Annotated in this window: 22 protein-coding genes and 3 pseudogenes; 15 read left to right on the top strand and 10 right to left on the bottom strand. The window is 67.0% G+C overall.

Features of this window, described 5'->3' with window-relative positions:
* Positions 1–140: 140 nt before the first annotated feature.
* From ACYVMZ_RS29995 to ACYVMZ_RS29960, 8 genes and pseudogenes are all read right to left on the bottom strand, one after another.
* Positions 141–725 (bottom strand): annotated as a pseudogene (locus ACYVMZ_RS29995) (ATP-grasp domain-containing protein); the annotation flags it as partial.
* Positions 726–1,074: 349 nt separating this feature from the next.
* Complete coding sequence (gene egtD / locus ACYVMZ_RS29990) at positions 1,075–2,088, bottom strand: L-histidine N(alpha)-methyltransferase (protein ID WP_461085162.1); 1,014 nt, start codon at positions 2,086–2,088, stop codon at positions 1,075–1,077.
* The gene (locus ACYVMZ_RS29985) at positions 2,085–2,384 is read right to left on the bottom strand and encodes a hypothetical protein (RefSeq protein ID WP_461085172.1); all 300 of its coding nucleotides are present in this window, start codon (positions 2,382–2,384) and stop codon (positions 2,085–2,087) included. The genes egtD and ACYVMZ_RS29985 overlap by 4 nt, the downstream gene beginning before the upstream one ends.
* 58 nt (positions 2,385–2,442) lie before the next feature.
* Positions 2,443–3,213: pseudogene (locus tag ACYVMZ_RS29980) on the bottom strand (MFS transporter); the annotation flags it as partial.
* A gap of 128 nt (positions 3,214–3,341) precedes the next feature.
* Positions 3,342–3,755: a hypothetical protein gene (locus ACYVMZ_RS29975; RefSeq protein ID WP_461085160.1), complete on the bottom strand. Its 414-nt coding sequence runs from the start codon at positions 3,753–3,755 to the stop codon at positions 3,342–3,344.
* Positions 3,752–4,771 carry a hypothetical protein gene (locus ACYVMZ_RS29970; RefSeq protein ID WP_461085158.1) on the bottom strand — a complete coding sequence of 340 codons (1,020 nt, stop codon included), beginning with the start codon at positions 4,769–4,771 and terminating at the stop codon, positions 3,752–3,754. The genes ACYVMZ_RS29975 and ACYVMZ_RS29970 overlap by 4 nt, the downstream gene beginning before the upstream one ends.
* 191 nt (positions 4,772–4,962) lie before the next feature.
* Positions 4,963–6,156, bottom strand: a complete 1,194-nt coding sequence (locus ACYVMZ_RS29965) for an MFS transporter (RefSeq protein ID WP_461085156.1) — start codon at positions 6,154–6,156, stop codon at positions 4,963–4,965.
* Positions 6,157–6,912: 756 nt separating this feature from the next.
* Complete coding sequence (locus ACYVMZ_RS29960; protein WP_306967420.1) at positions 6,913–7,272, bottom strand: hypothetical protein; 360 nt, start codon at positions 7,270–7,272, stop codon at positions 6,913–6,915.
* Between the two features lie 545 nt (positions 7,273–7,817).
* On the opposite strand from ACYVMZ_RS29960, the gene ACYVMZ_RS29955 reads away from it, so the two are divergent.
* From ACYVMZ_RS29955 to ACYVMZ_RS29935, 5 genes are all read left to right on the top strand, one after another.
* Positions 7,818–8,576: a hypothetical protein gene (locus ACYVMZ_RS29955; protein WP_461085154.1), complete on the top strand. Its 759-nt coding sequence runs from the start codon at positions 7,818–7,820 to the stop codon at positions 8,574–8,576.
* Between the two features lie 946 nt (positions 8,577–9,522).
* Entirely contained in the window at positions 9,523–10,467 is a 945-nt protein-coding gene (locus ACYVMZ_RS29950; protein WP_461085152.1) for a quinone oxidoreductase family protein, read from the top strand.
* A 145-nt stretch (positions 10,468–10,612) separates the two neighbouring features.
* Entirely contained in the window at positions 10,613–11,452 is an 840-nt protein-coding gene (locus tag ACYVMZ_RS29945; RefSeq protein ID WP_461085150.1) for an IclR family transcriptional regulator, read from the top strand.
* A gap of 105 nt (positions 11,453–11,557) precedes the next feature.
* Positions 11,558–11,914 (top strand): hypothetical protein, encoded by a 357-nt coding sequence (locus ACYVMZ_RS29940; RefSeq protein ID WP_461085148.1) that lies wholly within the window; start codon positions 11,558–11,560, stop codon positions 11,912–11,914.
* 693 nt (positions 11,915–12,607) lie between these two features.
* On the top strand, positions 12,608–12,937 hold the full coding sequence (locus ACYVMZ_RS29935; protein WP_461085170.1) for a DUF6233 domain-containing protein: 330 nt from the start codon (positions 12,608–12,610) through the stop codon (positions 12,935–12,937).
* A gap of 162 nt (positions 12,938–13,099) precedes the next feature.
* Here ACYVMZ_RS29935 and ku read toward each other — a convergent pair.
* A pseudogene (gene ku / locus ACYVMZ_RS29930) lies at positions 13,100–13,846 on the bottom strand (non-homologous end joining protein Ku); the annotation flags it as partial.
* Positions 13,847–14,217: 371 nt separating this feature from the next.
* Here ku and ACYVMZ_RS29925 point away from each other — a divergent pair.
* The 8 genes from ACYVMZ_RS29925 to ACYVMZ_RS29890 all read left to right on the top strand — a co-directional run bounded on the left by ACYVMZ_RS29925 (position 14,218) and on the right by ACYVMZ_RS29890 (position 19,937).
* Complete coding sequence (locus tag ACYVMZ_RS29925) at positions 14,218–14,562, top strand: SH3 domain-containing protein (protein ID WP_461085146.1); 345 nt, start codon at positions 14,218–14,220, stop codon at positions 14,560–14,562.
* A gap of 183 nt (positions 14,563–14,745) precedes the next feature.
* Positions 14,746–15,111, top strand: a complete 366-nt coding sequence (locus ACYVMZ_RS29920) for an SH3 domain-containing protein (protein WP_461085144.1) — start codon at positions 14,746–14,748, stop codon at positions 15,109–15,111.
* A 390-nt stretch (positions 15,112–15,501) separates the two neighbouring features.
* Positions 15,502–15,861, top strand: a complete 360-nt coding sequence (locus tag ACYVMZ_RS29915; protein ID WP_461085142.1) for an SH3 domain-containing protein — start codon at positions 15,502–15,504, stop codon at positions 15,859–15,861.
* A 359-nt stretch (positions 15,862–16,220) separates the two neighbouring features.
* Complete coding sequence (locus ACYVMZ_RS29910; protein WP_461085140.1) at positions 16,221–16,637, top strand: hypothetical protein; 417 nt, start codon at positions 16,221–16,223, stop codon at positions 16,635–16,637.
* Between the two features lie 148 nt (positions 16,638–16,785).
* Positions 16,786–17,328: a GNAT family N-acetyltransferase gene (locus ACYVMZ_RS29905; protein WP_461085138.1), complete on the top strand. Its 543-nt coding sequence runs from the start codon at positions 16,786–16,788 to the stop codon at positions 17,326–17,328.
* A gap of 183 nt (positions 17,329–17,511) precedes the next feature.
* Complete coding sequence (locus ACYVMZ_RS29900; protein WP_461085136.1) at positions 17,512–18,198, top strand: GNAT family N-acetyltransferase; 687 nt, start codon at positions 17,512–17,514, stop codon at positions 18,196–18,198.
* On the top strand, positions 18,195–18,839 hold the full coding sequence (locus ACYVMZ_RS29895; RefSeq protein WP_461085134.1) for an alpha/beta fold hydrolase: 645 nt from the start codon (positions 18,195–18,197) through the stop codon (positions 18,837–18,839). Before ACYVMZ_RS29900 ends, ACYVMZ_RS29895 begins: the two co-directional genes overlap by 4 nt.
* Positions 18,840–19,496: 657 nt before the next feature.
* Positions 19,497–19,937: a hypothetical protein gene (locus tag ACYVMZ_RS29890; protein ID WP_461085132.1), complete on the top strand. Its 441-nt coding sequence runs from the start codon at positions 19,497–19,499 to the stop codon at positions 19,935–19,937.
* A 102-nt stretch (positions 19,938–20,039) separates the two neighbouring features.
* On the opposite strand, the gene ACYVMZ_RS29885 is transcribed toward ACYVMZ_RS29890, so the two are convergent.
* Positions 20,040–21,002, bottom strand: coding sequence for a hypothetical protein (locus ACYVMZ_RS29885; RefSeq protein WP_461085130.1), 963 nt, complete (start codon positions 21,000–21,002; stop codon positions 20,040–20,042).
* Positions 21,003–21,699: 697 nt separating this feature from the next.
* Between ACYVMZ_RS29885 and ACYVMZ_RS29880 the strand changes: the two genes are divergently transcribed.
* Positions 21,700–22,029 (top strand): hypothetical protein, encoded by a 330-nt coding sequence (locus tag ACYVMZ_RS29880; RefSeq protein ID WP_461085128.1) that lies wholly within the window; start codon positions 21,700–21,702, stop codon positions 22,027–22,029.
* Positions 22,030–22,178: 149 nt separating this feature from the next.
* Positions 22,179–22,931, top strand: coding sequence for a hypothetical protein (locus tag ACYVMZ_RS29875; protein WP_461085126.1), 753 nt, complete (start codon positions 22,179–22,181; stop codon positions 22,929–22,931).
* Positions 22,932–23,010: the final 79 nt, after the last annotated feature.

Raw genomic sequence — 23,010 nt, 5'->3', positions numbered from 1 at the left:
GAGCCAGCGTCCTGTGGGCACTCCTGCGTGATAACCGGGCATTCACCTCCGCCCCGCCGGTCACGCAAGCGGCTTGACTTGGTCATTGAGACTCCTGCGGGGCGGCCATTGACCTCGATCACCCGGGGACCTTCGGCCGTCAGCCGCAGCTCGACGTGTAGTACGCCCCGGCTGAGCCCGAGGGCGCGAACTGCCGCCGTCACGACAGCGGCAAGCACGGGGTCGGTGAGCAGGGGGTCCCTCGCGTCAACGCTGTGTCCGATCTCCTGGAACTGCGGTTCGGAGCCGAGGGACTTGCGTGTGACGGCCACGAGTCGCACCTGTTCGGGGCCGAGGACCACGGTCTCCACACTGATTTCGGGACCTCGTAGGTACTCCTCGACCAGGGCGCCGGGCACGGACCAGGCCTCCAGCCCCAGCACGCTGTTCACCAGGGCGCGGTGGTAGGCCGCGCGTACGTCCTCGTCGCTGTCAGCCCGCAGGACACCCGCGCTTCCCGCCCGACCTCGCGGCTTGACGACGACGGGGTAGCCCAGTCGACGGGCAATGTTCACCGCCTGGTCGGCGTCCTCCGCAAGGAACGAACTGGCAGAGGGAACGCCGTGCTCGGCCAGGAGGCGCCTCGTGGTGGCCTTGTCACGGCAGGCGGCAGCCGCCGTCGGGGAGTTGCCCGGCAGGCCGAGTCGGTACGTCAGTCGCGCCGTGAGTTCGACGAAGTGCTCCATGTAGGTGGTCACGCCGGCCGCGCCGAGTTGACCCGCAGCACTTATGAGGAACGCCTCTGCGGCCTCGGAGTCGCGCAGGTCGACGGCCGCCTGGGCGGCCAGATAGGGGCGGGCCCACCTCGGTGGGCTCTGGTCGACGAGCACCACGGGCCGGACGCGGGCGATCTGGCGCAGGACGTACTCCCTGAATTCGGGTGCTCCGGCGCCCAACAGCAGGATCGGGCGGGAAACCGAGAGGTCGTCCTGACCGGATTGCGCCTCCATTGCTGCGATGTCCTTCATCGTCGGATGACCTTTCACATCGAGGAACCGGGGACTGCTTGTGCGGTGGGCGTGGTCGTCCGCCACGTCATGACGGCCCGCCAAGGGGAGAAGGGCGCCGCGACGGGAATGGCTGGACACCAGTCCGCGGAGCAAGAGGGCGTGCGAGTGCAAGGCCGTAGAGCGGTCCGGTGGTCCACCACTGCGTCAGTTCCATTCCGGCGAGGGCCAGTTCACGGCGTACGCCCTGCTGGTGGAACTTGGATGACACCTCCGTCCGCAGCTCCTCGAAGTCGATCTCCAGGTCGAGCGCGGAAATCTTGACGGTCTGGTCCGTGGGGGACCGCAGCCGCATCTCGATCCATTCGTTCGCCGCGTCCCACCGGGCAACGTGCTCGAAGGCATCGAGATCGAAGTCGGCGCCCAGCGCACGGTTCATCACGCTGAGCACGTTCTTGTTGAACGCCGCTGTCGTGCCGGCTGCATCGTTGTAGGCGGCGACGAGCGCCGGCTCGTCTTTGACCAGGTCGGCGCCGAGTAGGAGGGCGTCGCCGGGCGAGAGCAAGGAGCGTATGGACGACAGCAATGTGGCGCGCTCGGCGGGCAGGAGGTTGCCGATCGTGCTTCCCAGAGACGCCACGAGCCGTGGACCGGGAGTGCCCGGGAGGGCCAGGCCGGTGGTGAAGTCGCTGATCAGGGCGTGGATGTTCAAGCCGGGCCGTTCTGCGACCAGCGCGTGCCCGGCCTGGGTGAGCGTGTTCTCGCTGACGTCCACCGGCACGTACGTGTCCAGGTCCGGCATGGCGTCCAGCAGGTACCGCGTCTTCTTGGACGAGCCGGAGCCCAGTTCGATCAGGGTGCGCGCGCCGGTCACTTCGGCGATGTCGGCGGAGTGGGCGTTCAGCAATTCGCGCTCGGCGCGCGCGGGGTAGTACTCGGACAGCTCGGTTATCTTCTCGAACAGTTCGCTGCCGTGTGCGTCGTAGAACCACTTGGGCGGGAGCCTTTTCGGGGTACGCGTGAGTCCGCGCAGGACGTCGGCGCGCAGGGCGGCATCCGCGGTCTCCTCGGGCAGGGTGCGGGTGATCAGGAGTGGGCTCACAGATTGGGCTCCGTTTCCGCGTGCGTGTCAGGCGTCGGCGGCAGCGAGTGCACAAATGTCGGGGTGAGGCGCCTTCGGGCCGTGGCGAGAATCAGCGCCGCGGCGGTTGCTCCGGCTGGTAGGAGGAGCCCGGCGTGGGTGAGGCCTGCAGAGGCTGTGCCGATCGCGCACCCGATGTCCAGGAAGGCGACCAGCAGGGCGTGGGCCTCCGTGGTGTGCCCAGGTGGTGCGAAGGTGCTGGTCATGACGAAGGCCGCGCCGAGCAGCGGGGCCATGGCTGGGGACCGCTGCGGCATACAGCGCCGTCGTGGGGCTTCCTGCGGTGATCACGGGAATCCAGCCGGCAGCGAATCCGGCGGACAGGACGATCAGGTGCCCGGTTGTGCTTCCCCGCCAGGTTCGCGCCCCGTAGGCGAGCCCGCCCAGGACGGCGCCGCAAGACAGGGCTGCGGGAAGGCCTCCGGACAGTTCCGGGGCATCGAAATGGTCAGCCGCCTCCACTGCCAGGGGAGTAAGGGCGCCGATGGTGACGCCGACGCACACCATTGCCAGGTACAGCACTCGAAGGCTCGGCGACCGGATCGGGCCGATCCAATCAGGGCGTGCGGGAGAGGAGTCGACGGCGTGAGCACGGGATATCGGGGTGCTCACGAACAGGGCGGTTCCGAGGGCCCCGACGGCCGCGGTGGCCAAGAGAGCCCACGAAGCGGACGTCGTCGAGACGATCGTGGCCACCAGCAGCGGGCCGACGATGTAAATGAGCTCCTCAGTCCCGGAGTCCAGGGCCAGCGCCACCCGCTGGTGGGCGGGCGTCGGCATCATCCCCCTGGCGCCCCAAAGCGTCCTGAGCGTGGCGTCCAGAGGGGGCCGGGTTGCACCCGCGACCGCCACGGCGACGACCGCCCACGAGACCTTCTCCGGCCCGGCAGCCAGGGTGACGAAAGCTGTACTGCTCAGGGCGGCGCCCACGGTGAGCGCCTGCATCTGCCCGTACTGGTCGATCAAGCGGGCGCTGAGTGGTCCTCCGATGGCGTTGGCCACCAGGTACACCGCAGCGAGCAGGCCAGCCGACGCTCCGTACCCGGCACCGTGATCGGCGCTCAGCAGTATCGCCAGCGGGGCCATCCCGGTGGGCAGTCGCCCGATGAGCGAGCCGATCAGCAGCTGTGCCGCGTGGGGCACACGCAGGACGTCGCGGTACCGGACCGCGGGGGGTGATCCGATAGCGGACGCCCTCGCGTCTTCGAGCACGGTCATGGCTGCCGTGCCTGGACGAACGCGCCGTGACCAGCCGGGGGCGAGACGGGCGCCGTTGCCGTGGGATGGAAGGCAGGCTCCCATCCGGGGGTGTTCCACCAGGCACTGTGTGCAAGGCAGCGCAGGGCCCAGCCCATGGCGCTGACCTGCCCGTTGAAGAAGTCACCCTCGGTGGCCGCAGCGAGTTCGCGCTTGTGGTTCCACTCGGTGTAGAGATCGAGCATTCCCGCCGCGAGTTTCCGCTCGGCGAGGCAGCCCGTCTCCTCGACTTCGGCGAGGCGCTGGGCCAGGAAGTGCGCGAAGCGTGTGTCGCGCTCGCATGCCCAGGTCTCGTCGTGGGTTATGGGCGTGAACCGAAGCCTCGCCTGGGAGTGTCCGCTGGCCCGCCTCGTCCGGCGCGGCGCGCTCATCGCGAGTCCACCATCTGGTACTCGACGCCGAGGACCTTCGGCTTGCCGGATGGTGCGAACTGTGCGAGGGCCTGCCCCTGGAACTCGTCGAGGATCGCCACACGGGGGGTCTTGTCGAAGACAGCCTGCTGCGAACCCGGGGTGATCTTGACGTTGCCGCTGTAGATGTATCCGTCCTTGAGCTGCTCCATCCGGTTGTGCGCAGTGGGGAAGACCGCGAGCACTCCGCCAGCTTCGAGACGAAGGGCATAGATCTTCGGGTTGGTGGCCGGGGTGGCTTCCCAGTGCAGCGTCGCGTACTTGGCGTTCTTGTAGGTGGTGCGCTCGCGGTAGGTGTCGAGGGCGTCACGGGTGGCTGGAGTGCTGGCGAGCCGGGCCCCGGTGTTCTTGCCGCCGGTCTCGTACAGGTCCTCGTAGGCGGCAGCCACCTGGTCAGGGGCGAGGGTGCCCACGCGGGCGGAGGGGGTGGCGGCGGTCGCCAGACCGTGGGTGCCAGTGTCGACGGCGGGGATCGAGCTCTTGGGGTCGGTGTATACGGCGGCGACCATCTTGAAGTGGCGGCCGGCGACCTGGTCGAAGATGAGCAGCGCCTCGGACTTCGAGCCGCTGGCGGTGGCCTTGACCGCGAACCAGCTCTGGCCTTCGGGAATGTAGTAAGAGCGGTCGCGGTAAGTGAATGGCTCCTTGTAGTACGCCTGGTCCTTCTTCGACCACGTCGTGAAGAGACGGTAGTCGGCCTTGGACTGCTCGTAGACCTGGCCGGCTTCCACGGTGCCGAGCAATTCGGCGTCTTGGGTCTTGTTGGCCTTGTTGTTGATCTCTTCGTAGTGGTCCACGATCTTGGCAGCTTCGGTGCGGTCCACCGCTCCGGCGGGTGTGGGGCTTGCGGTCGGCGTGGAGGCATCGGCCTTGTCGGGGTCCGCGCCGCATGCGGTGAGGGTGACGGCCATGGTCGCGCTGACAGCGAGCAGGGTCAGATGGTGCAGACGCCGCCGCGATCGAGGCGTGTGTCGCATCGTGCGGTGTTCTCCTTGTCCAACAGTGGGATTGACGGTCTGGGCCTGGGCCGGGTTTGCCTGCCGATGTGCAGGTGGCCCACGAGTTCTCGGGGAACTTCCACCAGCGGATGGGGCGGCCGACCAGTAGCTCGTGACGAGCAGCAGACGGTGACGTAGGCCGACGGTGCGCTCGGCCGCGGTGAGACCCGTCATGCGGATGCTCTTGGTGTCCGTGCTGGACGGTGCAGAAGCGCCGTCAACGGCAGGCAGAGAGCTGCGCCGAGGAGTCCCGTCATGAGGGTTGTCACGGCCACGAGGTGGTGGCCGCCCTGGGCGAGGGCCCATCCGCCGAGTGCAGGGGCACAAAGAACTGCGGCCGCGAGCGTCGTGCCCCAGATCCCCGCGTACACGCCCCGGCTCGACGGCGGCGCGATCCTGTTCAGGATGTCGGTGGCGGCGACGAAGGCAACGATCTCGCCCGGTACCGCCAGCGCCGCGGCGGCGCCGTAGCCGGCAGTCGAGGAGGCCAGCCCGGCGAGGCCCATCCCCGCGCCGAGGATGATCCCGCTCACGCTGAGCAGCCCCACCATGGGAGTGGGACGCTTGGCCCGCCGCGCGAGCCAGGGGTTGAGGATGGGGGACAGCCCGATCACGGCGGCGGCGCTGGCTACCTGAGTCCACCCGTAGGCCGTGGGCGGCAGACCGTCCTGGGCCATCATCATCGGGAGCACGGAGAACAGGGCGGCGACCGGGATCAGGATCAGTAGGCTCGCCAGCCACAGGAGCCACAGCAAGGGGTCGGTGAAGGCTTCCCGATGCCCTCTGCGCCCGGCGGTGTGTGCCGGGACGGACGGTGGAACGACTCGCAGTGCGACGACGCCGAATGCGGCGCACACCAGTGCGTTGCACCAGAACAGCACGGGGATACCGACCGGCTCTGCGAGGGCTCCGCCGACAAGCCCAGTGGTGGCGGCGCCCAGATTGACGGCGAAGTGCCGCCAACCGGTGAGGCGTGCGCGACCTGGTTCGTCCGGGATGGTGTCGGCGACGACGGCGGACACGATCGGGCGTGGCGCGTCGTAGACGAGACCGGAGAGGGCAGCCGCGATGCCGAGGGCCATAGGTGTGTGGGCCTCGGCGAGGAGTGGGAAGCCCACTGCGGCCACCGCCATGGCGCTCGCGAGGGTGGTCCGGCGGCCGATCCGGTCGGCCAGCCAGCCGCACAGCAGTTGGCCGATGAACCAGCCGGCGCCCCAAAGCGCCAGGACCGTACTTGCAGCCGCCGTGTTCAGGTGCAGTTCGTCCAGACGGTAGGGCAAGTACGGGTAGACGAATCCTGCTGCGCGTACGGCGAACGTGCCGATGAGCAACGCCCAGATGACCGGAGGCCACCGCTTCGGCACCGGGGAGGGACGTGGGCCGCTCAGTGTCTGGGGGGATGTGGCTATGGCAGGCACGGAAACTCCAGGAGCCAAAAGCTGCGGCGCCTCTCGGCACCGGGGCGGGAATCGGAATGGGCCCGGCCGTCAGCCCCCGTCGTCGCGAGCAGAGCTCGCATGCAGCTGAACTCCTGCATCAGCGCCCGGAGTTGCCCTGGAGATCACACTTCGGTGCTCGGCTTCGGCCAGGTCGCGCACGGGCGACTGACTTCCGGGAATGCTGTCTGCTGGTCCGGGGCGGTCACCGCAGCCGGGCACCACACAGTCGAATCCCGTGGTCCCCGACAACCCACTCTCCGACCGCACCCGCTCTCGGCGATCGGACAGCGCCTGCAGCGGGACGCTGGGTAGTTCGCGAAAGAGTTGGGGCCGCCGCTGCCGAAGTCGTGCGAACGCCTTCAGCCGAGTGGCGCGCCGGTGTCGAAGGATGTCCACGGTGGTCTCCGTATAAATGAGGAAGCGCAGCGTCTTGGTGGCTGCTAGCTGGGCTGGTGCGGCAGTCCGCGGCTCGGCTCGGCGGACGCATCCCCGGCGCCGTGCACCGTGTGCCGAGGCCAGGCGACGAGCAGGACGGCGGAGGGGCGCCACCGCAGCTGCGGTGGCGCCCCTCTAGGAGTCGAGGACCGTACGGGGGATGGGACCTCGACTGGTCTGTGCGCCCGGCGGGTCTTCAGCTCCCGCCAAGCGGTGCACCAGGCCGATCGGGCGGCACCGCGGGGGCTACGGCCGCTTCGGGTAGGCCGGAGGCGGGGAGACCTCGTAAGGGTTGACGCAGTAGTAGATCGCGTACCCCCGCACGCGCTTGCCGTCCGAGCGGCGTGTCACGGTCCCGCGCGAGTACCAGGTTTTCTCCTTGACCTTGTATGCGAACTGGTCGACGCGGACCTTGTCTCCCCTGTATCCGATGCCGACGACCGTGCTGGTCTTGCTCGGGCTCTTGTGGAACTTCACGGCGCTGCACGACACCTTCATGGTCGCGGTGTCGTAGGCCTGCGCTGCCGGCGCAGCGGCCAGGGCTCCACCGGCGAGCGCGAGGCCGAGTGCTCCTGCCGCGATCCTGCGGCGGTTCAGGACGGTCAAGGTGATCCCCTCACTGCTGCTCGGGCGGCATTCGTGGATGAGGAGTCCTCAGGGCACGCTCCAGCCCCGCTCGCATGGCGGTCGGGGGCACGTGGGCACCCCAGCCCTGCATCCATAAACACCTGTAGATGCCGGGCCCCGACCATAGCTGGTGATCCTCGACGGGTCGACCCCCATTTCATAAACACGTGACGAGATTTGCAGGCGAACGAGAAGCAGGGCACTTACTAACCAAGGCAAGCGAGACGCTCCGACACCCCACGAGCGCCAGACGGGCGAGCTACCCATTAGCCCGATATGTGCTAAATTCAAATAAACACCTGTAGACAAAAGGGCAAGGTCAGCCCGCGACTTCTCAAGGTGTGAGAGGCTGCCGGGGAACTGGAGCAGCGGTCTGTGGACTAGACCTATCCGCAGGCTGGAGCTGCATCGCAAGAGTGCTTGACGTGACCTGCCCGCGAAGTGATATTCACGTGCGTGGATGGCGACAGGGTTCGCGTATCCCATAATGATCAAGCCGCATAGGAGAGGAGGAGGGGCCGACGATGCCGGGAACCGGCGGTGACGGCGCGGACAAGCCGCCGCGTACGCTCGCGGAGAAGCTGTCATGGCTCCGTGAAGCACGCGCGCCTGTAGGCGGGAGGCCGCCGTCCTGGGACGCGCTCGCAAAGCAGATCTCCGACAAGACCGGAGTTGCAGTCTCGGGCGCGTACCTCTGGGAGCTGGGAACCGGCAAGCCGGGAACCAACGTAACCCTGAAGCACCTGAAGGCCTTCAAGGAGTTCTTCGGCCGCCGCATCTCCTACTTCGTCGACGACGAGGTGGCCTTCGAGGACGACGAGCAGGCACAGATGGCTCTCCTGCGTGAGCTGCGTCGTCTGGGCATCAAGCAGATCCGACTGCAGAACATGGAAGGTGACGCCAGCCAGGAGACGGTCACGGACCTTCTCGGGCGGCTGCAGACACTCGACATTCTGCGTGACGCAGACGTCCGGGACATCGCCCTACAGGTGACCCACTTGGCGGCCGAGCAGCGGGAGGCTCTCAGCAGCCTCATCGGCAAGCCCTCGCTGCTCGACGCTCTTCCCCGAGCAGTCGGCCTTCTCGAAGCGGCGGCTGGGCTCAATGACGAGCAGATCGCTTCGACCACCCGCGCCCTCGGTCAGCCCGATGTTCTCGAAGTGCTCCAGGACGAGGGCGTGTTGGAGATCGCGCGGCAGTGCCGCGAATTGCTGCCGTCGAGCAGGCGGGCCGTCCTGTCAATGATTGCGCAGCTCGGACGCCTGGAAAGCGGCAAGGCGTAGGAGTTGGGCCGTTCCCTGCAGGGACGGCCCAACACTCCGACACGAACTAAGAAGCGCCGCCGCCATCGCGGTACGGGCCCAACTGAAGGTATTCCGCGATCAGTTCACGCGGAAGCAGGGGCATCAGCCGGCTTGCTGCATCGAGTGTCATCTCATCCGCTTCTTCGACGGAGCCAGCCTCGGGCGCCGACCAGCGTTGGAGCCCCTCCGTACCTGCGGAAACCGGTTCTGTACCTGCGGAGACCGGATGGAAGAGTACGGTCCCGTCCTCTGCGGAGAGCCATACCCCACTCGGAGCATCGTGCTCGCTCGCTTCGCCGCCGTGAACGAGGCCGTCTCCCCGTTTGCCATTACGACGGACCTCGTCATTTCCGGCAGTATCTACGAATTCGTAGGAACTAGCCAGAGAGGGTTCCGCGCCGTGCGGATCCCTGCCCGGCACTCCGTTCCGATTTTCCCGCCGGCTCCCGCCCGGCACCGTCATCGTTATCGCCCCCGCGGTCTATTTTTACCTTCTGTGCATTGCGTGACTGCGGCTCATTCCCCGATAAGTACACGCGTTTCGTCTCCCTGTCATAACGGGGCGAAACCTCGCTCGGTCCGGGGTCATCTGCCCGTCCCGGCACAGGATCCCAGGCACAGCACCATCGAGCCATCCGGCACGCGGCGTCCCGGCCGATGCGGAGGATCGCCCTCCCCGCGCCTTGATTCCTACCCTTGCAAATATGCCGACGTCAACGACGAAACACAGAGAGTCGCGCAGGGCACCGCGTTTCTCACCAGGTGAGAAACGGGCGTACCGAGCGCTTCTCATGTGATGAGAATGCGGTTTCATTTCTCACTCCATGAGAAGCGAAAGGGCTTTACGGGTCCTTTGCGGAGGCGTCAACTCCATCGCATAACCTGGCAAGGAAGGCATCCCAGACCCACAACCCCAGGGAGAAGTGTGCGCGCCATCAGGATGGACCAGTTCGGTGGCCCGGAGGTGCTACAGGTGGTCGAGGTTCCCGACCTTGAACCACGGGGCGGCCATCACCTGTTGCAGGTGAGTCGGGCAGGTGTGAACTACGCGGACATGCACGTACGGGGAGACACCTATCTCGCGCCGGTGACGCTGCCCTACATTCCCGGCAACGAAGTGGTCGGCCGCACGGCAGAAGGCAAGCGCTTCGTCGGGCTCACTCAGGGCGGCGGCTACGCCGAGCAGGCCCACGTCCACCGCCGCACCTCTTGGGAAGTGCCCGACGGCGTGAGCGATGAGCAGGCCGTGGCACTGTGCCTGCAGGGCAACTCGGCCTACCACCTGCTCCACACCGTCGCCGGTGTGCAGGAGGGCCAGACAGTGGTCATTCCGGCCGCCGCAGGCGGCTTGGGCTCCATAGCCGTCCAGCTGGCCAAGGCCATCGACGCCAAGGTGATCGCGCTGGCGAGCAGCAAGGAAAAGCGCCAACTTGCGGAAGAACTCGGTGCGGACGCCGTCGTCGACTCCACGAGCGAGAACCTCACCGAGGAGATCAAGGAGGCTGCGGGTGGACCGGTCCAGGTGGCACTGGAGATGACCGGTGGACCGACGTTCCACTCCATCGTGGCCGCCCTCGCCCCGCGCGGCCGGCTTGCCGTGTACGGATACGCATCGGGCGAGATGACAGACGTGTCGACCAGGGTGCTGATGGAGCGGTCGATCACCGTTTCCGGCTTCTGGCTTCCGTCGTTGTACAGCGACCGCAACGCCCTGCCCACGAGCATGAACGCTCTGTTCGACGCCGTACGCGCAGGCTCCCTTCGCCCGGTCCTCGGACAGGTCTACCCGCTCAGCGAGGCAAGTGCCGCCCACGCCGCTCTGGCGGCCCGCACGCACACCGGGAAGCTCTCCCTGGATACCGCCGGGTAGTTAAAAGCTCAAGTTTCCCTCAAAATGTCCCTAGACTGGAACAAGAGTGCGACGTGCGACGTCGTTCAACTAGTCGTCCATGTGAGGGACTCGGTGGGCCGCTCTCCGGCGGGGGCGCGGCCCACCCGACGGGAGGTAGCGCTGCATGACCGGCAACGAAATCTCGAACACCTCAGAGACGAGGTCACGCCTCGTCGACCGATTCATCCGTGTCCAGAAGGCCTTCGCTCAACTGGGAGGCGAGGTGCACGGAACCGGTGAGATAGCCAAGGCAGCCGGTCTTGACGACGCCACCACCTCCCGCATTCTGCAGTCGGGCGTGTACGGCGGCTTCTTCGAGCGCATCGGCCACGGCAAGTACCGACTCGGTGTGGGCGTTGCGCACGTCGGTATGCACGCGCTCGCCCACGCGCCAGCCAAGGACGACAGCACGCACGCGATCCTTGAGGAACTGCGCGAGGCGACCGACGGAGGCCTCGTCTTCCAATACATGCTGGCAACCATCGGAGGCGTCCAGCGTCAGTGCATCGACATGGAGGTGGGCGATTCAGACCTGGTTGAACTCGGTATGACAGCCCTTGAAATTCTGTCCGTCACACGCTCGCTCCGCACCGGAGCCAGCGGCCGGACTATCCTGGCCTACCTCCCCGCGGCGCTCCAGGAACTGGTTCTGGCGGAACCGATTCCGGCCGAGGCCGGCCCGGGCGTCTACCGTGACGACAAGGAGCTGCTCGCCTCGCTCGAAGAGATTCGTGACCGCGGCTACGCTCTCGGCTACGAAGAGTGCATGCCTCTGTGGAATTCGTGCGCGGCTCCCATCGTCTGGGGCGAGGCGATCATGGGAGCTGTCCTCTTGCTCAAGCCCGCAACGGTCATGCCCGAAGCGCCAGAATCAGTGATCGAGGCCACCAAAACGGCTGCTTCCAAGCTCAGCGCCAAACTGAGCCACCTGTCGGAGCCCATGGCCATGATGCTCGGATCATGACGGTGGACCGGCTCCCGGTAAGGGCCTTCATGCAGGAAAAGCTGGGTGGTCCGGCGGCAGAAATCGAAGCGCCGACCGGTAGCGCCCGTCGCTAGGGTGAAACGCATGAGCGAACATCAGGAAGTTCACTCCGCCGCCAGGGTGGCCGCCACTCTCCGGACGGTCCTGGCGGGGTTCCGTGAAGGCGGCGAGCGAGCCCTCCCCCTGCTTGTCGGCGAGCGGGAGGGGGGCGAGCCGGAGGGCGTCCTCCTGCCCTACGACCTGTTCGTGATCCTTTGTCGGGCATTGGAGCGTGCCGAAGACCTCGACATCAGCGATCTCGCAGCGAGTCGGTCGGCCGGCGCTCCCGCTCCTGGGGAGGGGCTGGACACTGCGGCCCTGGCCCGTCTGGTCGCCGAGGCGCAACCTGACCATGCCGACGATCTCCTCCAGGCTGGCGGCGCGGCGGCGCCTGAGGACTGATGACAGCAGGACGGAGGATTCGTGGCGGCGTCCGATCCCTATCGGGGCGACCACCTGCTGGAGGTCGGCGACGACATCCTCAAGTTGAAGAGCGTCCAGTTGCAGAAGCTGGCGCTCATCCGCATTGCTCAGCTGACCAGCGGAGAGCGCAAGGGCACTCGCCTGGAACGCATGTCAGACGCCTGGCCCGCGGAACTGAGGGACTGCTGGAAGCTGTACTTCGACGAGCAGGAGTATGACGTCGGACGACGTCTCAACCGTCGGGCCCCGCGCTATCGCATCGTCTACCGGTTCCTCGACCCCGTACCCGACCCAGCGGATCGCGACCGGCGGCCGCGACTGCAGGTCCTCGCGGTCGGACCGCGTTTCCAGGCTGAGGCGTACGAGCGAGCCGTCTCCAGGCTCGCTCGCCCCGAGGTAGCTGGGGAGCGCACAGTGCAGCCAGCTCGCCCCATTCCTCAACGCCGCGGGCAGCGCGCTGGGGAGCGCAGCCGGCGGGCCCGGGAAGACCAGCGGCAACAGCCTCGTCAAACCTCGGTGCGCCCGCGGCATCAGCGATAGGGCGCCTTGGGTCGCCAGGTGGTCGCCAGCGGTACCGCTGGGACCCGCGCACGCTCCGACCTGTCGGCGCCGCAGCCGGACAGATCTAGACTCGAACTTGTGAACGAATCCCGTCCGCTGACCCGGCTCGACATGCTGCGATTCACCCGTCGCGTCGTGGAACAGCAGGCCGTACGGCAGCTCGCCCTCATCGACCGGTGGATCGCCGACGAAGAGCGCCGCGAAGCCGAGCGGCAGCGCGGCATCCAAGCACGGCCGCCCTCGCCCGAGTGGCTGATGGAACGGGGCATCGGCCAGGGCGCGCCCGTAACTCGTATCCATCAAGGCGGCTGCCATATGGCAAAGGGCGTCCGCGTGAAGCCGATCACGGAGGAGGCCGCGAAGCGGGCGCTGTACGCGGACATCGAGTTGGCGTGTCCGCACTGCAACCCGGATACGGCGCTCCGAGTGATCCCTGGTTAAGCGCGGCGCGGCCGGCACCCTTGACGCTTTCTTCGCCGTGTCCTCCGTGGGCGGCTGCTTCTTGGTCGGTGCCTTCTTGGCCGCCTTCTTCATGGGAAGCTCGGGCACCTTGGCCTCGGCGTCTTCGCTGCGTGCGGCCTGCGCCCGGGTAACGGATTCCCGCAGTGCGGCCATGAGGTCCATGACCCGGCCCGGCTCTGCAGCCAGCTGCGGCACTTCGGGCAGTTCACGGTGCTCCTGCTTGGCCGCGATCACCTCACTGAGGGCGTCCGTGTACGTGTCCCGAAACTCTGCGGCCTCTAGGCTGTCGATGGCCATGGCCTCCATGAGCGCCATCGCGCCGTCGATCTCCTCCTCGCTCACCTCGACCGAAGGCGGCATCACCTCGGTGGGGTTGCGGATCTCGTCCGGCCAGTGCATCGAGTGCAGAACGATGGCGCTACCTCGAACGCGTAGCAGCCCGAGCCTCTCCCTGCCTGACAATGCGAACTTCGCTACGCCGACCTTGCTTTGGCGTTCGAGGGCCTTGCGTAGCAGCACGTACGGGCGGGCGGCAACGTCGCCCTCAGGCCGGAGGTAGTAGCCCCGGCCGATGCGGATGGGGTCGATGCTGGCGGTCGGCATGAAGGCGACGAGCTCGATGGCCTTGACTGTTGGCAGTGGGAGGTTCTCAAGCTCTTCGTCTGTGATGGGAATGATCCGGCCGTCGGGCATCTCGTAGCCCTGGCCGATGTCCTGGTACGTCACCTCGCGGTTCTCGGCCTCGCAGATGTACCGGTTGCGGACCCGTCCGTTGTCCGCGAGGTGGATGCGATGGAAGTTGACATTGTGGCTTTCGGTGGCGGTGACCACGGCTACGGGAACCGTGACCAGGCCAAATGAGATGGCGAGGGACCTGATCGCCGGCATGATTTGACCTCCGCGACAGCCCCGAGCACCACCAGCCTACGGCGTCACCAGCGCCCCGCGTGCGCGCACTGGGCCCAGGCCGCACTCTGAAGCCTCCGCCCGCCTGGAGTTAGGGCGCCGGAGTGTAGGAGCGAACATGCCGCATGTCGGGTCATGTCGCCAACCGCGGTTCTCCACATGACCCCCTGGATCCTCGCCGTCGCCTTCGAAGCACTCCGCTCAACCCGGCCGTATCTGAACACATGTTGATAGACATGGCTTCCCTGGAGGCCCCGATCGAGCGCATTTGACGACCTAATATAAACACCTGTTGGTGGCCGGTGGCTTCGGGCTGCCGGAGGTCGTATGCCTCAGAGAAGGGGTCCTGGATCATGACCGTGCTCCGTCGAACGGCCGCCCTGGCTGTGTCCACCGCTCTCCTCGCTGGAGGGGCGATGGCCCTGGCGCCGACCGCGTCCGCGGTCGGTTCCGGCACGTGCACGTACAACCTGACCGACTTCACCGGGACGGTGGACGGGGACGGCGTCAACTACAGGACCGGCCCGAGCACCCGCTACACGGCCAAGGGTCGGCTCTATGACGGTGACCGCCTGCGCATCTACTGCGGTAAGGGCAACTGGTACTACAGCTCGCTGGCCAAGCGCTCGAAGGGGGGCCTGGCCAAGGGGACCACCGGCTGGATCCGCAGCGACATGCTCTACCAGCTGGCTGGCTGAGCGCCCCAGCCTGGCCGCTGGCGCGGCCCCGCCCTAGACACGCCGACTGACGGTTTCAGCACCGCGCCATTCGAGGCACCGGCTGGCTCAACTTGCGCTCACAACCAACGAGTCCGTCAGCGGGCACGACTGCCAGGCCCTGAACATCACGAGCACCAGACACCCCGTTCAAGGGAGGACCATGTGAAGAAGCGCATCAGCGCCGCCGCCACACTGATAGCCGCTGCCCTCGCCGTTGGCACCCTGGCGGCCAGCCCCGCCTCGGCGTACAGCGTTCACAACGTGCGCGACTACAACACCACCATCGAGGGCAGCAACGGGGTGCGCTTCCGAACCGACCCGGGCTACAGCTCGACAACCAAGGGGCTGCTGGCCAGCGGTGACAAGATCAGGGTCACCGCGACAAACCCCGGCGGTTTCGGGAACTGCACCTGGTACAAGGCCACGCTGAGGGCCAAGTCACGCAACGGCCTCCCGAAGGGCACAACGGGATGGGTCAGCTGGGTCTACGTACACAAGAACGTCCCCAAGGGCACCCAGGGCTGCTGACCTGTGGAAGCCCCTCACGCATGTCTCCGTGCCGCGGCGTCGACGCCGTAGCGGTGTCCGACTGGACACCGAGCCGGAAGTCCGCAAGCGAACCGCCGCCGGTCGCGGATACGGCCCGAGGAAAGTGACACGCGAGCCGCACACGCGTCGCCGCGATGAGCCGGGACGCGCTGGTCAGACCGATGACCGCGATACCCGGACACGGAACCCATATCCAAGCCCAGCAGGTGGCTCTGTCCGCGCCCGAACATGCCGGCGGGGTCGCTGGGGGTGCAGCAAGCAATCTCCCCGGCGGCTGTCGTCATAGGCCACGTCGGCGGCGCTGTCCGATCACGTTCCTGCGCCCGCTAACTCCCTCCCTCTTCAACTTCCTCTCGACAAAGGATTCCCATGAAGCTCCGTACCCGCATGCCTGCTCGTCTCTCCGCCTCGGTGGCTCTTGCGCTGTCCCTGACCGCTGGGGTGGCGGTCACTGCGGCCCCGACCGCAAGCGCGGCCGAGGCGCCCTGCGTGCCGCGCGTCTACTACACGATCAACACCAACGCCACCAACTTCAGGACCGGACCCGGAACCGGGTACGCATCCAAGGGGCTGTTGTACCGCGGTGACTGGGGCAAGAAGATCGCCACCAAGGGCTCGTGGATCAAGTTGCGGCTCGGGCAGAAGTCCAGGACCGGGCTGCCCAAGAACTCCACCGGCTGGGTGGCCAAGCGTCTGGCGTACGACTGCGTGCCGATGCAGCTCGACTGACTCCGAATCCCAAGAAGAAGACGCGGTTACTGGGGCCCCGGGACGCCTCTGCGGCCAGCGGCGGCCTCGCCGTACGTCGTAGCAGCTCTGCCCAGGTTGGCGCCGCCACCGCGAAGAGCAACCCACGCCCCCTGCCGGTAAACGGCACCGGCCAGTCCCGCAATGACGAAAGTGAGGAAAAGATGTGTAGGTGGCCTCGCGCTGTTCAGGCAGCGATCGGTGCCGTAGCCCTGGCCGTAGTACTGACCAGCTGCAACGAGGCGGAGTCAGCAGGGAGCCCTCCGGACTCCGCCTCCAGTACAGCGCAGGAGCGGACGACGTTCCGTCTCGGGCAGGCCAGTCCGGTGCAGGAGAGTGACATGCGGGACTCTGCCGGCGCCACCTACACCGTCACTCCTACCCGAGTGGTGACCGGCACTGCGGCCGACGTGGACCACTCGGGGTTGAAGAAGGACCCGACGGACGGCCCACAGGTCCCTGTGTATGTCTGGTCCACGCTCACCCACAAGAGCGGGAAGGCCCTGAGGCTGCGCGACATGGATGACGACCTCGTCGTCAGGACCAGCAGCGGCCAGCGCACGCGCGCTCTCATCGTGCTTCTGGGCCAGGCACGGTGGCCCAACTGCCCAGGTTTCGACAGCGACAAGAAGCTCGCGGCAGGGCAGTCGGAGCAGATCTGCAGCGCCTTCCTCATCCCGGCTGGTCAGAAGGTCGAGGCAGTGGAGCTCATGCAGGGCTACTACAAGGAGCCCCTGGAATGGCCCGTAAAGAGCTGACCGCACGTCCGCGCAAGAACCTCCGAGGGAATCGACGCTGGGTCAGGGGGATGACCGGATGACGAAAAAGGGCTTGAGCTCGGAAGTCGCTGGTCAGGGAAACCACCTTCCACTGTGGGACCCGGAACCTCCACGTGAGCCGTCTGCCGTGTCTCAGCTGCCGACTTCCTCGCTGCTGCTCGATCCTCCTCCGTTGCAGATGATCACGCATGCGAATCGCGTCACGCTGACTCGGACGGCGCTCGTCGTTGATCTCGACGCGGTCAACGAGATGCACGCCAGGTGCTCGTTGGATTCTCGTTATGCCCGCTACCACGCCGGTCGACGGGCCGTGACGGCGCGCGAGTGGTGGCACCTCTGCGACCGGGCGAAAGGCACCACCTTGATCACCGTCCCGGAGGATGACCCGACGCGCGTCATCGCCGTCACCAATCTGATGCGGACGTCGGCACCGCACGTCCGAGAACTCGGCATCCTCGTCGAGGACTCGTGGCAGGGAGAAGGGCTGGGCACCGCCCTCACGGGCTACATGGTGGAGCTCGCTCGCACCCACACCCTCGACTGCCAGGCGATCACAGCCATGACAGGAAGCGACAACCAGCGGATGCTGTCCATCCTGCGTGGGCTTGGCGCCCGAGTGGAGCAGGTGACCGGGCCCACCGTGGACGCCTTGATCCGCGTGGAGGCGTAGGCCCATGCACCAGGCCATCCAGCAGGCTCTTACAACTCGGGGTGTCGGGCCCACCAGGGCCGGACGGCACCGAGATCGCGGGCCTCACACACGGGCCATAGCGTTCCGTCATCACCGGGGCAGGAGACGGCAAGGGCGTGGCACCACGGCTCGGCGGGGTCCACAGGACAGATCGGGTTCGGAGTGCGACCGGTCATCTCGGGGGCTGACCTCGCACAACACCGCCGACTGTTCCTGACCAGCCGCCTGAAGGTATCCGAGACTGAATTGGAGATCTCCTCAGTGCCCCCGCTCCTCACTGATGCCAGAAACGACACGTCCTTCATCCTGGACGACGGCGCGGTCGCGCACAGCCGCGCGGCGAGCGTCGAGGACTACCAGCTCGTCGAGGACCTGCACGGCCGTTGCAGTCCCGCGAGCCTCGTCGGACGGTACGGAGCCCGCCGGCCCGGATTCTCCGTCGAAGAGTGGCGGCGCATGGCGGACAGCCCGCGCAGTCGCGTGCTCCTCGTGAGCCCGGACCAGTCTGATCACGTCGTGGCCATGGCGTCGATGGTCGAGCGCTCCGACGCACCGGAGGTTTGCGACGTCGCGATGCTGGTCGCCGACCGTCCTCCGGATGCCTACCAGTCGCGTGGGCTCGGCACGCGACTGGCCGATCTCGTCGCCGACCTCGCCCGCGACATGCGGTTCAAGTTCCTCGCCGTGACGACGCTGTGGACGAACTGGCGCATGCTGCTCATCGTCGAGCACCTTGGCGGCCCGGTCCTTCCCCAGACCTCGTACGTGCGCAACATGGCGCTGCTCGGTTTGCTGCCGAACTCCGGCCTGGACGTCGCCGACCAGCTCGAACTCCGGATCGCGATATGAGGGCGGTCGCCGTGTCCGGCACGAAGCGGTCCACCGTCGTGACCGACGACGGCGCCAGGCTGGCGGTGTACACGGACGGTTCGTCGCGAGCTGGCGTCACGTTGATCCTCAGCCACGGGTTCCTGATGACTGCGGACGCGTGGCGTATCCAGGCCCGCGAGCTGTCCGCTCGTGGGCTGCGAGTAGTCCGCTACGACCAGCGGGCACACGGTGCTTCCGCCGCCGGTGAAGCTGCCCCCACCGTCGATCGGCTCGGCGCCGACCTTGCCGCAGTCATCAACGCGACAGCTCCTCGGGGCCCGATCGTCCTTGCCGGGCACAGCATGGGCGGCATGGCCACCCTCACCATGGCCGGCCACAGGCCGGAGCTCATCAGAAGCCGCCGTCCACACGTAGCGCTGATCTCGACGGCATGCAGCAGGGCCCAGCTGGTGCCGGGCAACCACCCGCTCCACTGGGCCAAGGCGGCGGCTCGTGCCAGCTACTCGTATCCCGTCTGCTGGCTGCCGCCGGCCGCCGGCCGCCGACGTCGTGCGGCGTCGGCTCCCGAGCCGTCACCCGTGGGCCCTTCGCTCCGATGTGCAGCACCACGACGCCGCACCGCCTCCGAGTCGGCAGGCCATCCGACGCACGCAAACTGAGCAGATCGCCCAACTGTGGAAGTCACTGCGCACCTACACCACGGCAGAAAGGCTCCACGCGCTCGACGAACTGGCTGACCAAGTCGAAATCCTCACCGGCGAGTTGGACGACTGGATCCCTCTGTCCCAGACACGTGAACTGGCTCGGCAACTGCCCAACGCCCACTTGCACCCGCCCGTCTTGGGCGCCGGGCACAGGCTGCCCTCCGACAGAGTCGGCCACGCCGCTGTGACCGAGGTCCTGAGCCGGATGGCCGAGGCGGCTCTACGCGGATCCGACTCCACTGCCGCGGCGTCAGCACGCCTTTGAGGTGAACGCACATGCACCAAGACCGTCAACAGCCAGCTCCTGCTGGCCCGTTGTCCATCCAGCTCGGTCCCGACACGGAGATGACACTGCGGTTCGTGTCCGAGCCGACTAATCCACGACGACGGCACCGAGGCAGCGCCCAGCACCCTCGTGGCCCTGCCAAGTACGGGCCGCGGGAAGCACCTAGCGGTTCTGGAGACGGCTCCGGGTAAGAGGACAGGCCCGGGCCCCGCAGCACTCGCCGGGCCCCGCGGCGAGTGCTGCGGTTCCGGCAGACCGGGCCGACCCGCAACGAGTCGGATCGTCATACTCCTTGGCCTTCTCGATCGTGATGGATCGGAGAGCCCATGCAGCCGCATGCCCGCCGTGCCCTTGAGGACTGGCACGCCGCCTGGACCGCCCAACAGGATGCCGCCCTGGTCGCCTTTGCCGCCGCGTTCCCCGGTCTCGGGCGCATGGATCCCCCAACGGGTTGTTGTGATCCGCGGATGAAAGTGGAACGGCCGGGCGAGGCGACAGGCTTCGTGTGTTTCGACGATCACGGGAGGGCCACGGTGGACTTCAAGGGGATTCCGCAAAGCGCTCTCGGCAGGACGCTCGAAGTGCTCTTCGGGTGCGACTGGTTCGACGAAGGACCCGATGGAATTGCCGCCGCGCCGCCCGGAACGTATTCCTGGGACGACGACTCGACCTACGCCGAGTTCGAAATCCAGGTTGAGCCCGATGACACAGCCTCGATTCTGCATGTCGTACGTAACGGTGGACGATGCCGTCGCGTTGCTCGATGAGCTTCAGACCCATCTTGCTGGACTAGCCGGAGCTTCCGGGGAGCCTTGACCCCGGCACTGCCCGTCCTCCCATTCAGAACGAGTCCGAGGCCCGACCTCCCTCTACTGCTCCCAGGTTTTGGTGAGGCGCTCTGGCGTAGGTCTCAGGGTTGCCGAGTTCGGCCGCCATGTGGCCGTGAACGGGAACTCGTTGTCCACCCAGAGGACGCCGGCCAGCTCCGGAGGCATAGCCCACCGGGGCGGGTTGCCAGGCTGAAGCTCGATAGGGGCATGGATGAAGGTGTCGCCGTAGTTGAACTGCACGGTGACCGTGTGCTCGCCCTTGAGGAGACAGTCGAGCTGTTCGATTCCGAGACCCGTGAACTTGTCGGCGCCTGCAGCGACGATCAGAGGCAGACCGGTCTCCGCAGCCAGGGCACGGTACTTGCGCACCTTCTCATCGATTCCCGCGGCCAGTGGCTGAGCGGAGACGACTCCGGCCATGCTGCTGGGCGGCACCAGGATCGTGCGCATCGCCGGCGCACGCATCGTCATCCCCGTCTGCCGATCGGCCTGCAAGAGAAAGGTGTAGCCCTGGCTCGGGAACTCCGTCAGGTGCAGTGGGGACAGCAGGTATCTGCGCAGGTCTTGGGCAATCCTCTTCGCCGTGCGCGGGTCCGGCGGCTCCAAAGGGCGGTCTTGAGGCCCGGCCACGGTCAGCACCACCGGGACGGGGATCTCTTTGACTCGCTCGACCAGGTTGTGCCAGGCCCGCATTCTCCCGTACATCTCCTTCGACGGGCTGTGCGTCAGGACCTCGACCAGGGCGAGCGGCTCGCCACCGTCGTCAAGCACGGTCCAGTCTGGAGTCTGCTTGCCCCAGAGTCGTTCGTACTCCACCCGGAGGCCCGACACTCGAAGTGCCTCGCCAGCGGCGAGTTCGATGTGATCGCTCCAGAAGTTCTGGTCCCGCCAGAGGTTCCTTGCGTACGTCTCGGCGTCCTTCTCCGGTAGGAGCGCCAGCTGGGCGTCCAGCCACGTCCGCCAGGGCTCGTATTCGTCTTCGACGGCGAGGTCGTAGGACAAGGGTCGGCCCTCGGGACGGCGGTGGCCGTATCGGCGCCTTTGTTCAGCCACGAAGTCAGGGCCAAACCGGCGAGCCGGCTCTGCGGTCATCATGGGAAGGGAGTATGAGCCTTCTTGGCGTTTCCACGCATCTGAGTTGGCCGACGGTGGAGCGTGTGATACATGCTGCCCGATCAGGCCAACCAGGAATCGTTCGACCACCACCAATTGACCGCCTCGTAAGTGACGCCGGCCGATATCCGACGCCGTACGGACCTCAATGCGTGATGGGTCCGGGGTCCGAACGGTGGATGGTTGGCCCGCATGGCCGGGTGCGGGTGGTGTCCCTCCCGGCTGTCGATTGTGGGAGACCGCGGCGGACTGCGCGCAAGGTCGGGCGCCCACTTTTTCTCCGCTCCTACGTCACGGAGAAAAACTGACCGTCCTCCCCTGCGCTCCGTCCGGCGGCCCCCCAAAATCTCTCCTCGCCGGGAGGGGCCGGGGGCCGATCTCCCCGGCAACGGCCGCACTGGGCCGAGCCCGTCACCCGGCTGCGGGACACAGGACGGAAGCGAGTAGGGAACCACCTCAGCGGTCGCATTTTCCCAGGCCAGGGCACCATTTCAGGTTGACCACCTTCCGCCAGAGAGATAGATTTACCTATGTAAGGACGGGGCAGGGCAAGGCCCCAGGAACCCACTCTCAACCAGGAGTCTTCGTGGACTTGAAGGACTTGAAGTCGCCGCTCCGGCTGGACGAGACGACCGAACTCAAGGCGGTCTTCGACCCGGTCTTCCGCTCGTTCTCGGCGCAGCTGTGGAAGGACGGCTCACCGGCTGGACTCCTCGGGATGGCTGGCGAGTTCACCCACCCCGACGACGTGCTCGACGCGGTCGATGAGTTCCTGACCGAGCACGACGAGAGCGAGCTGACAGAGGAGCAGATGGCCCGCTTCGGCGGCATGCTGATCATGGCGAAGGGCGGCCCTGACGCCGAAATCCTCCGGATGGCAATCGAGCACCCCGAGAACGTCATCGTCCTCGACTGAGCACGCCCCGCCCGGGGGCCAGGGCCGTCACCACGCCCAGCCCCCGGCGGCGGACCGCGCCCGTCGGGCCCGGCGCCTCCCAGCGAGACGCCCATGCCGACCGCGCGCCCTCATGAGTTCCCACCGGAAACGAAGGGATCAGCCAGACCTTGCGTACTCCCGCAGCCATCGCGCAGCGCGCCGCCGAGATCCTCGGCGGCAACTGGACGGCCGAGCGTCGCCCCTGGGGTGTCCACGGCAGCCTGGCAGCGCCCGAGACCGACACCTTCACCCTCCACGTCGACGATCACGGTCACCTGTGCCTGGAAGCCGTCTACGACCGCTTCGGCGAGATCGCCCGATTCCCCGAGCCGACCACCGAGGACGGTGCCGACGCCGTCGCCCAGGACGTCGCCGAGGCCATCCGCCAGCACCTGGCCAAGGACGACGACGAGCCGCCCGTGTACCGGGAACTGAACCTGGACGCCCACTTCTCCGCTGCGGACTACAGCGACCCGGAGATGCCCTGCCATCCGAACGTCACCATCGCAGGAGCCACCGGCTTCTTCTACATCGACGAAGCCGGAGTCCTGCGGCTCTCCGTCCACCTGGACTCGCTCACCGAGATCGGCATCCGGCTCTGGGGCGAGGACTCCGTTCCCATGCAGATCACGCTCGACGGCGGAGTCGTGTTCGCCTCCACCGGATGGTGGGTGATCCAGTTCCAGCACCCCGACGACGGCGGAGACGACGGGGTATGGGAGTACTCGATCCCAGCCGACGAGGCCCCGACCGAGGCAGCTGCCCGCGCCGTCGCGCAAGCCCGCTTCGAAGCCGACATCAAGTCCCACGGCAACACAAGCGCCTGGGACGGCACCACGATCCGCAGCGTGCGGTTCACCAACGACCAGCCCACGACGTGAGGCCGTCGGAACAGCCTGCTGGTCGGGCCGAAGCAGCCAGTCGGCCGACTGCCTGACACCGGCCGTGATCGCTGCCGGA

The sequence above is a fragment of the Streptomyces deserti genome, from assembly GCF_054782695.1.
The sequence above is the reverse complement of the archived record's forward strand: the minus strand, read 5'-3'. Positions and strand labels throughout refer to the sequence as shown.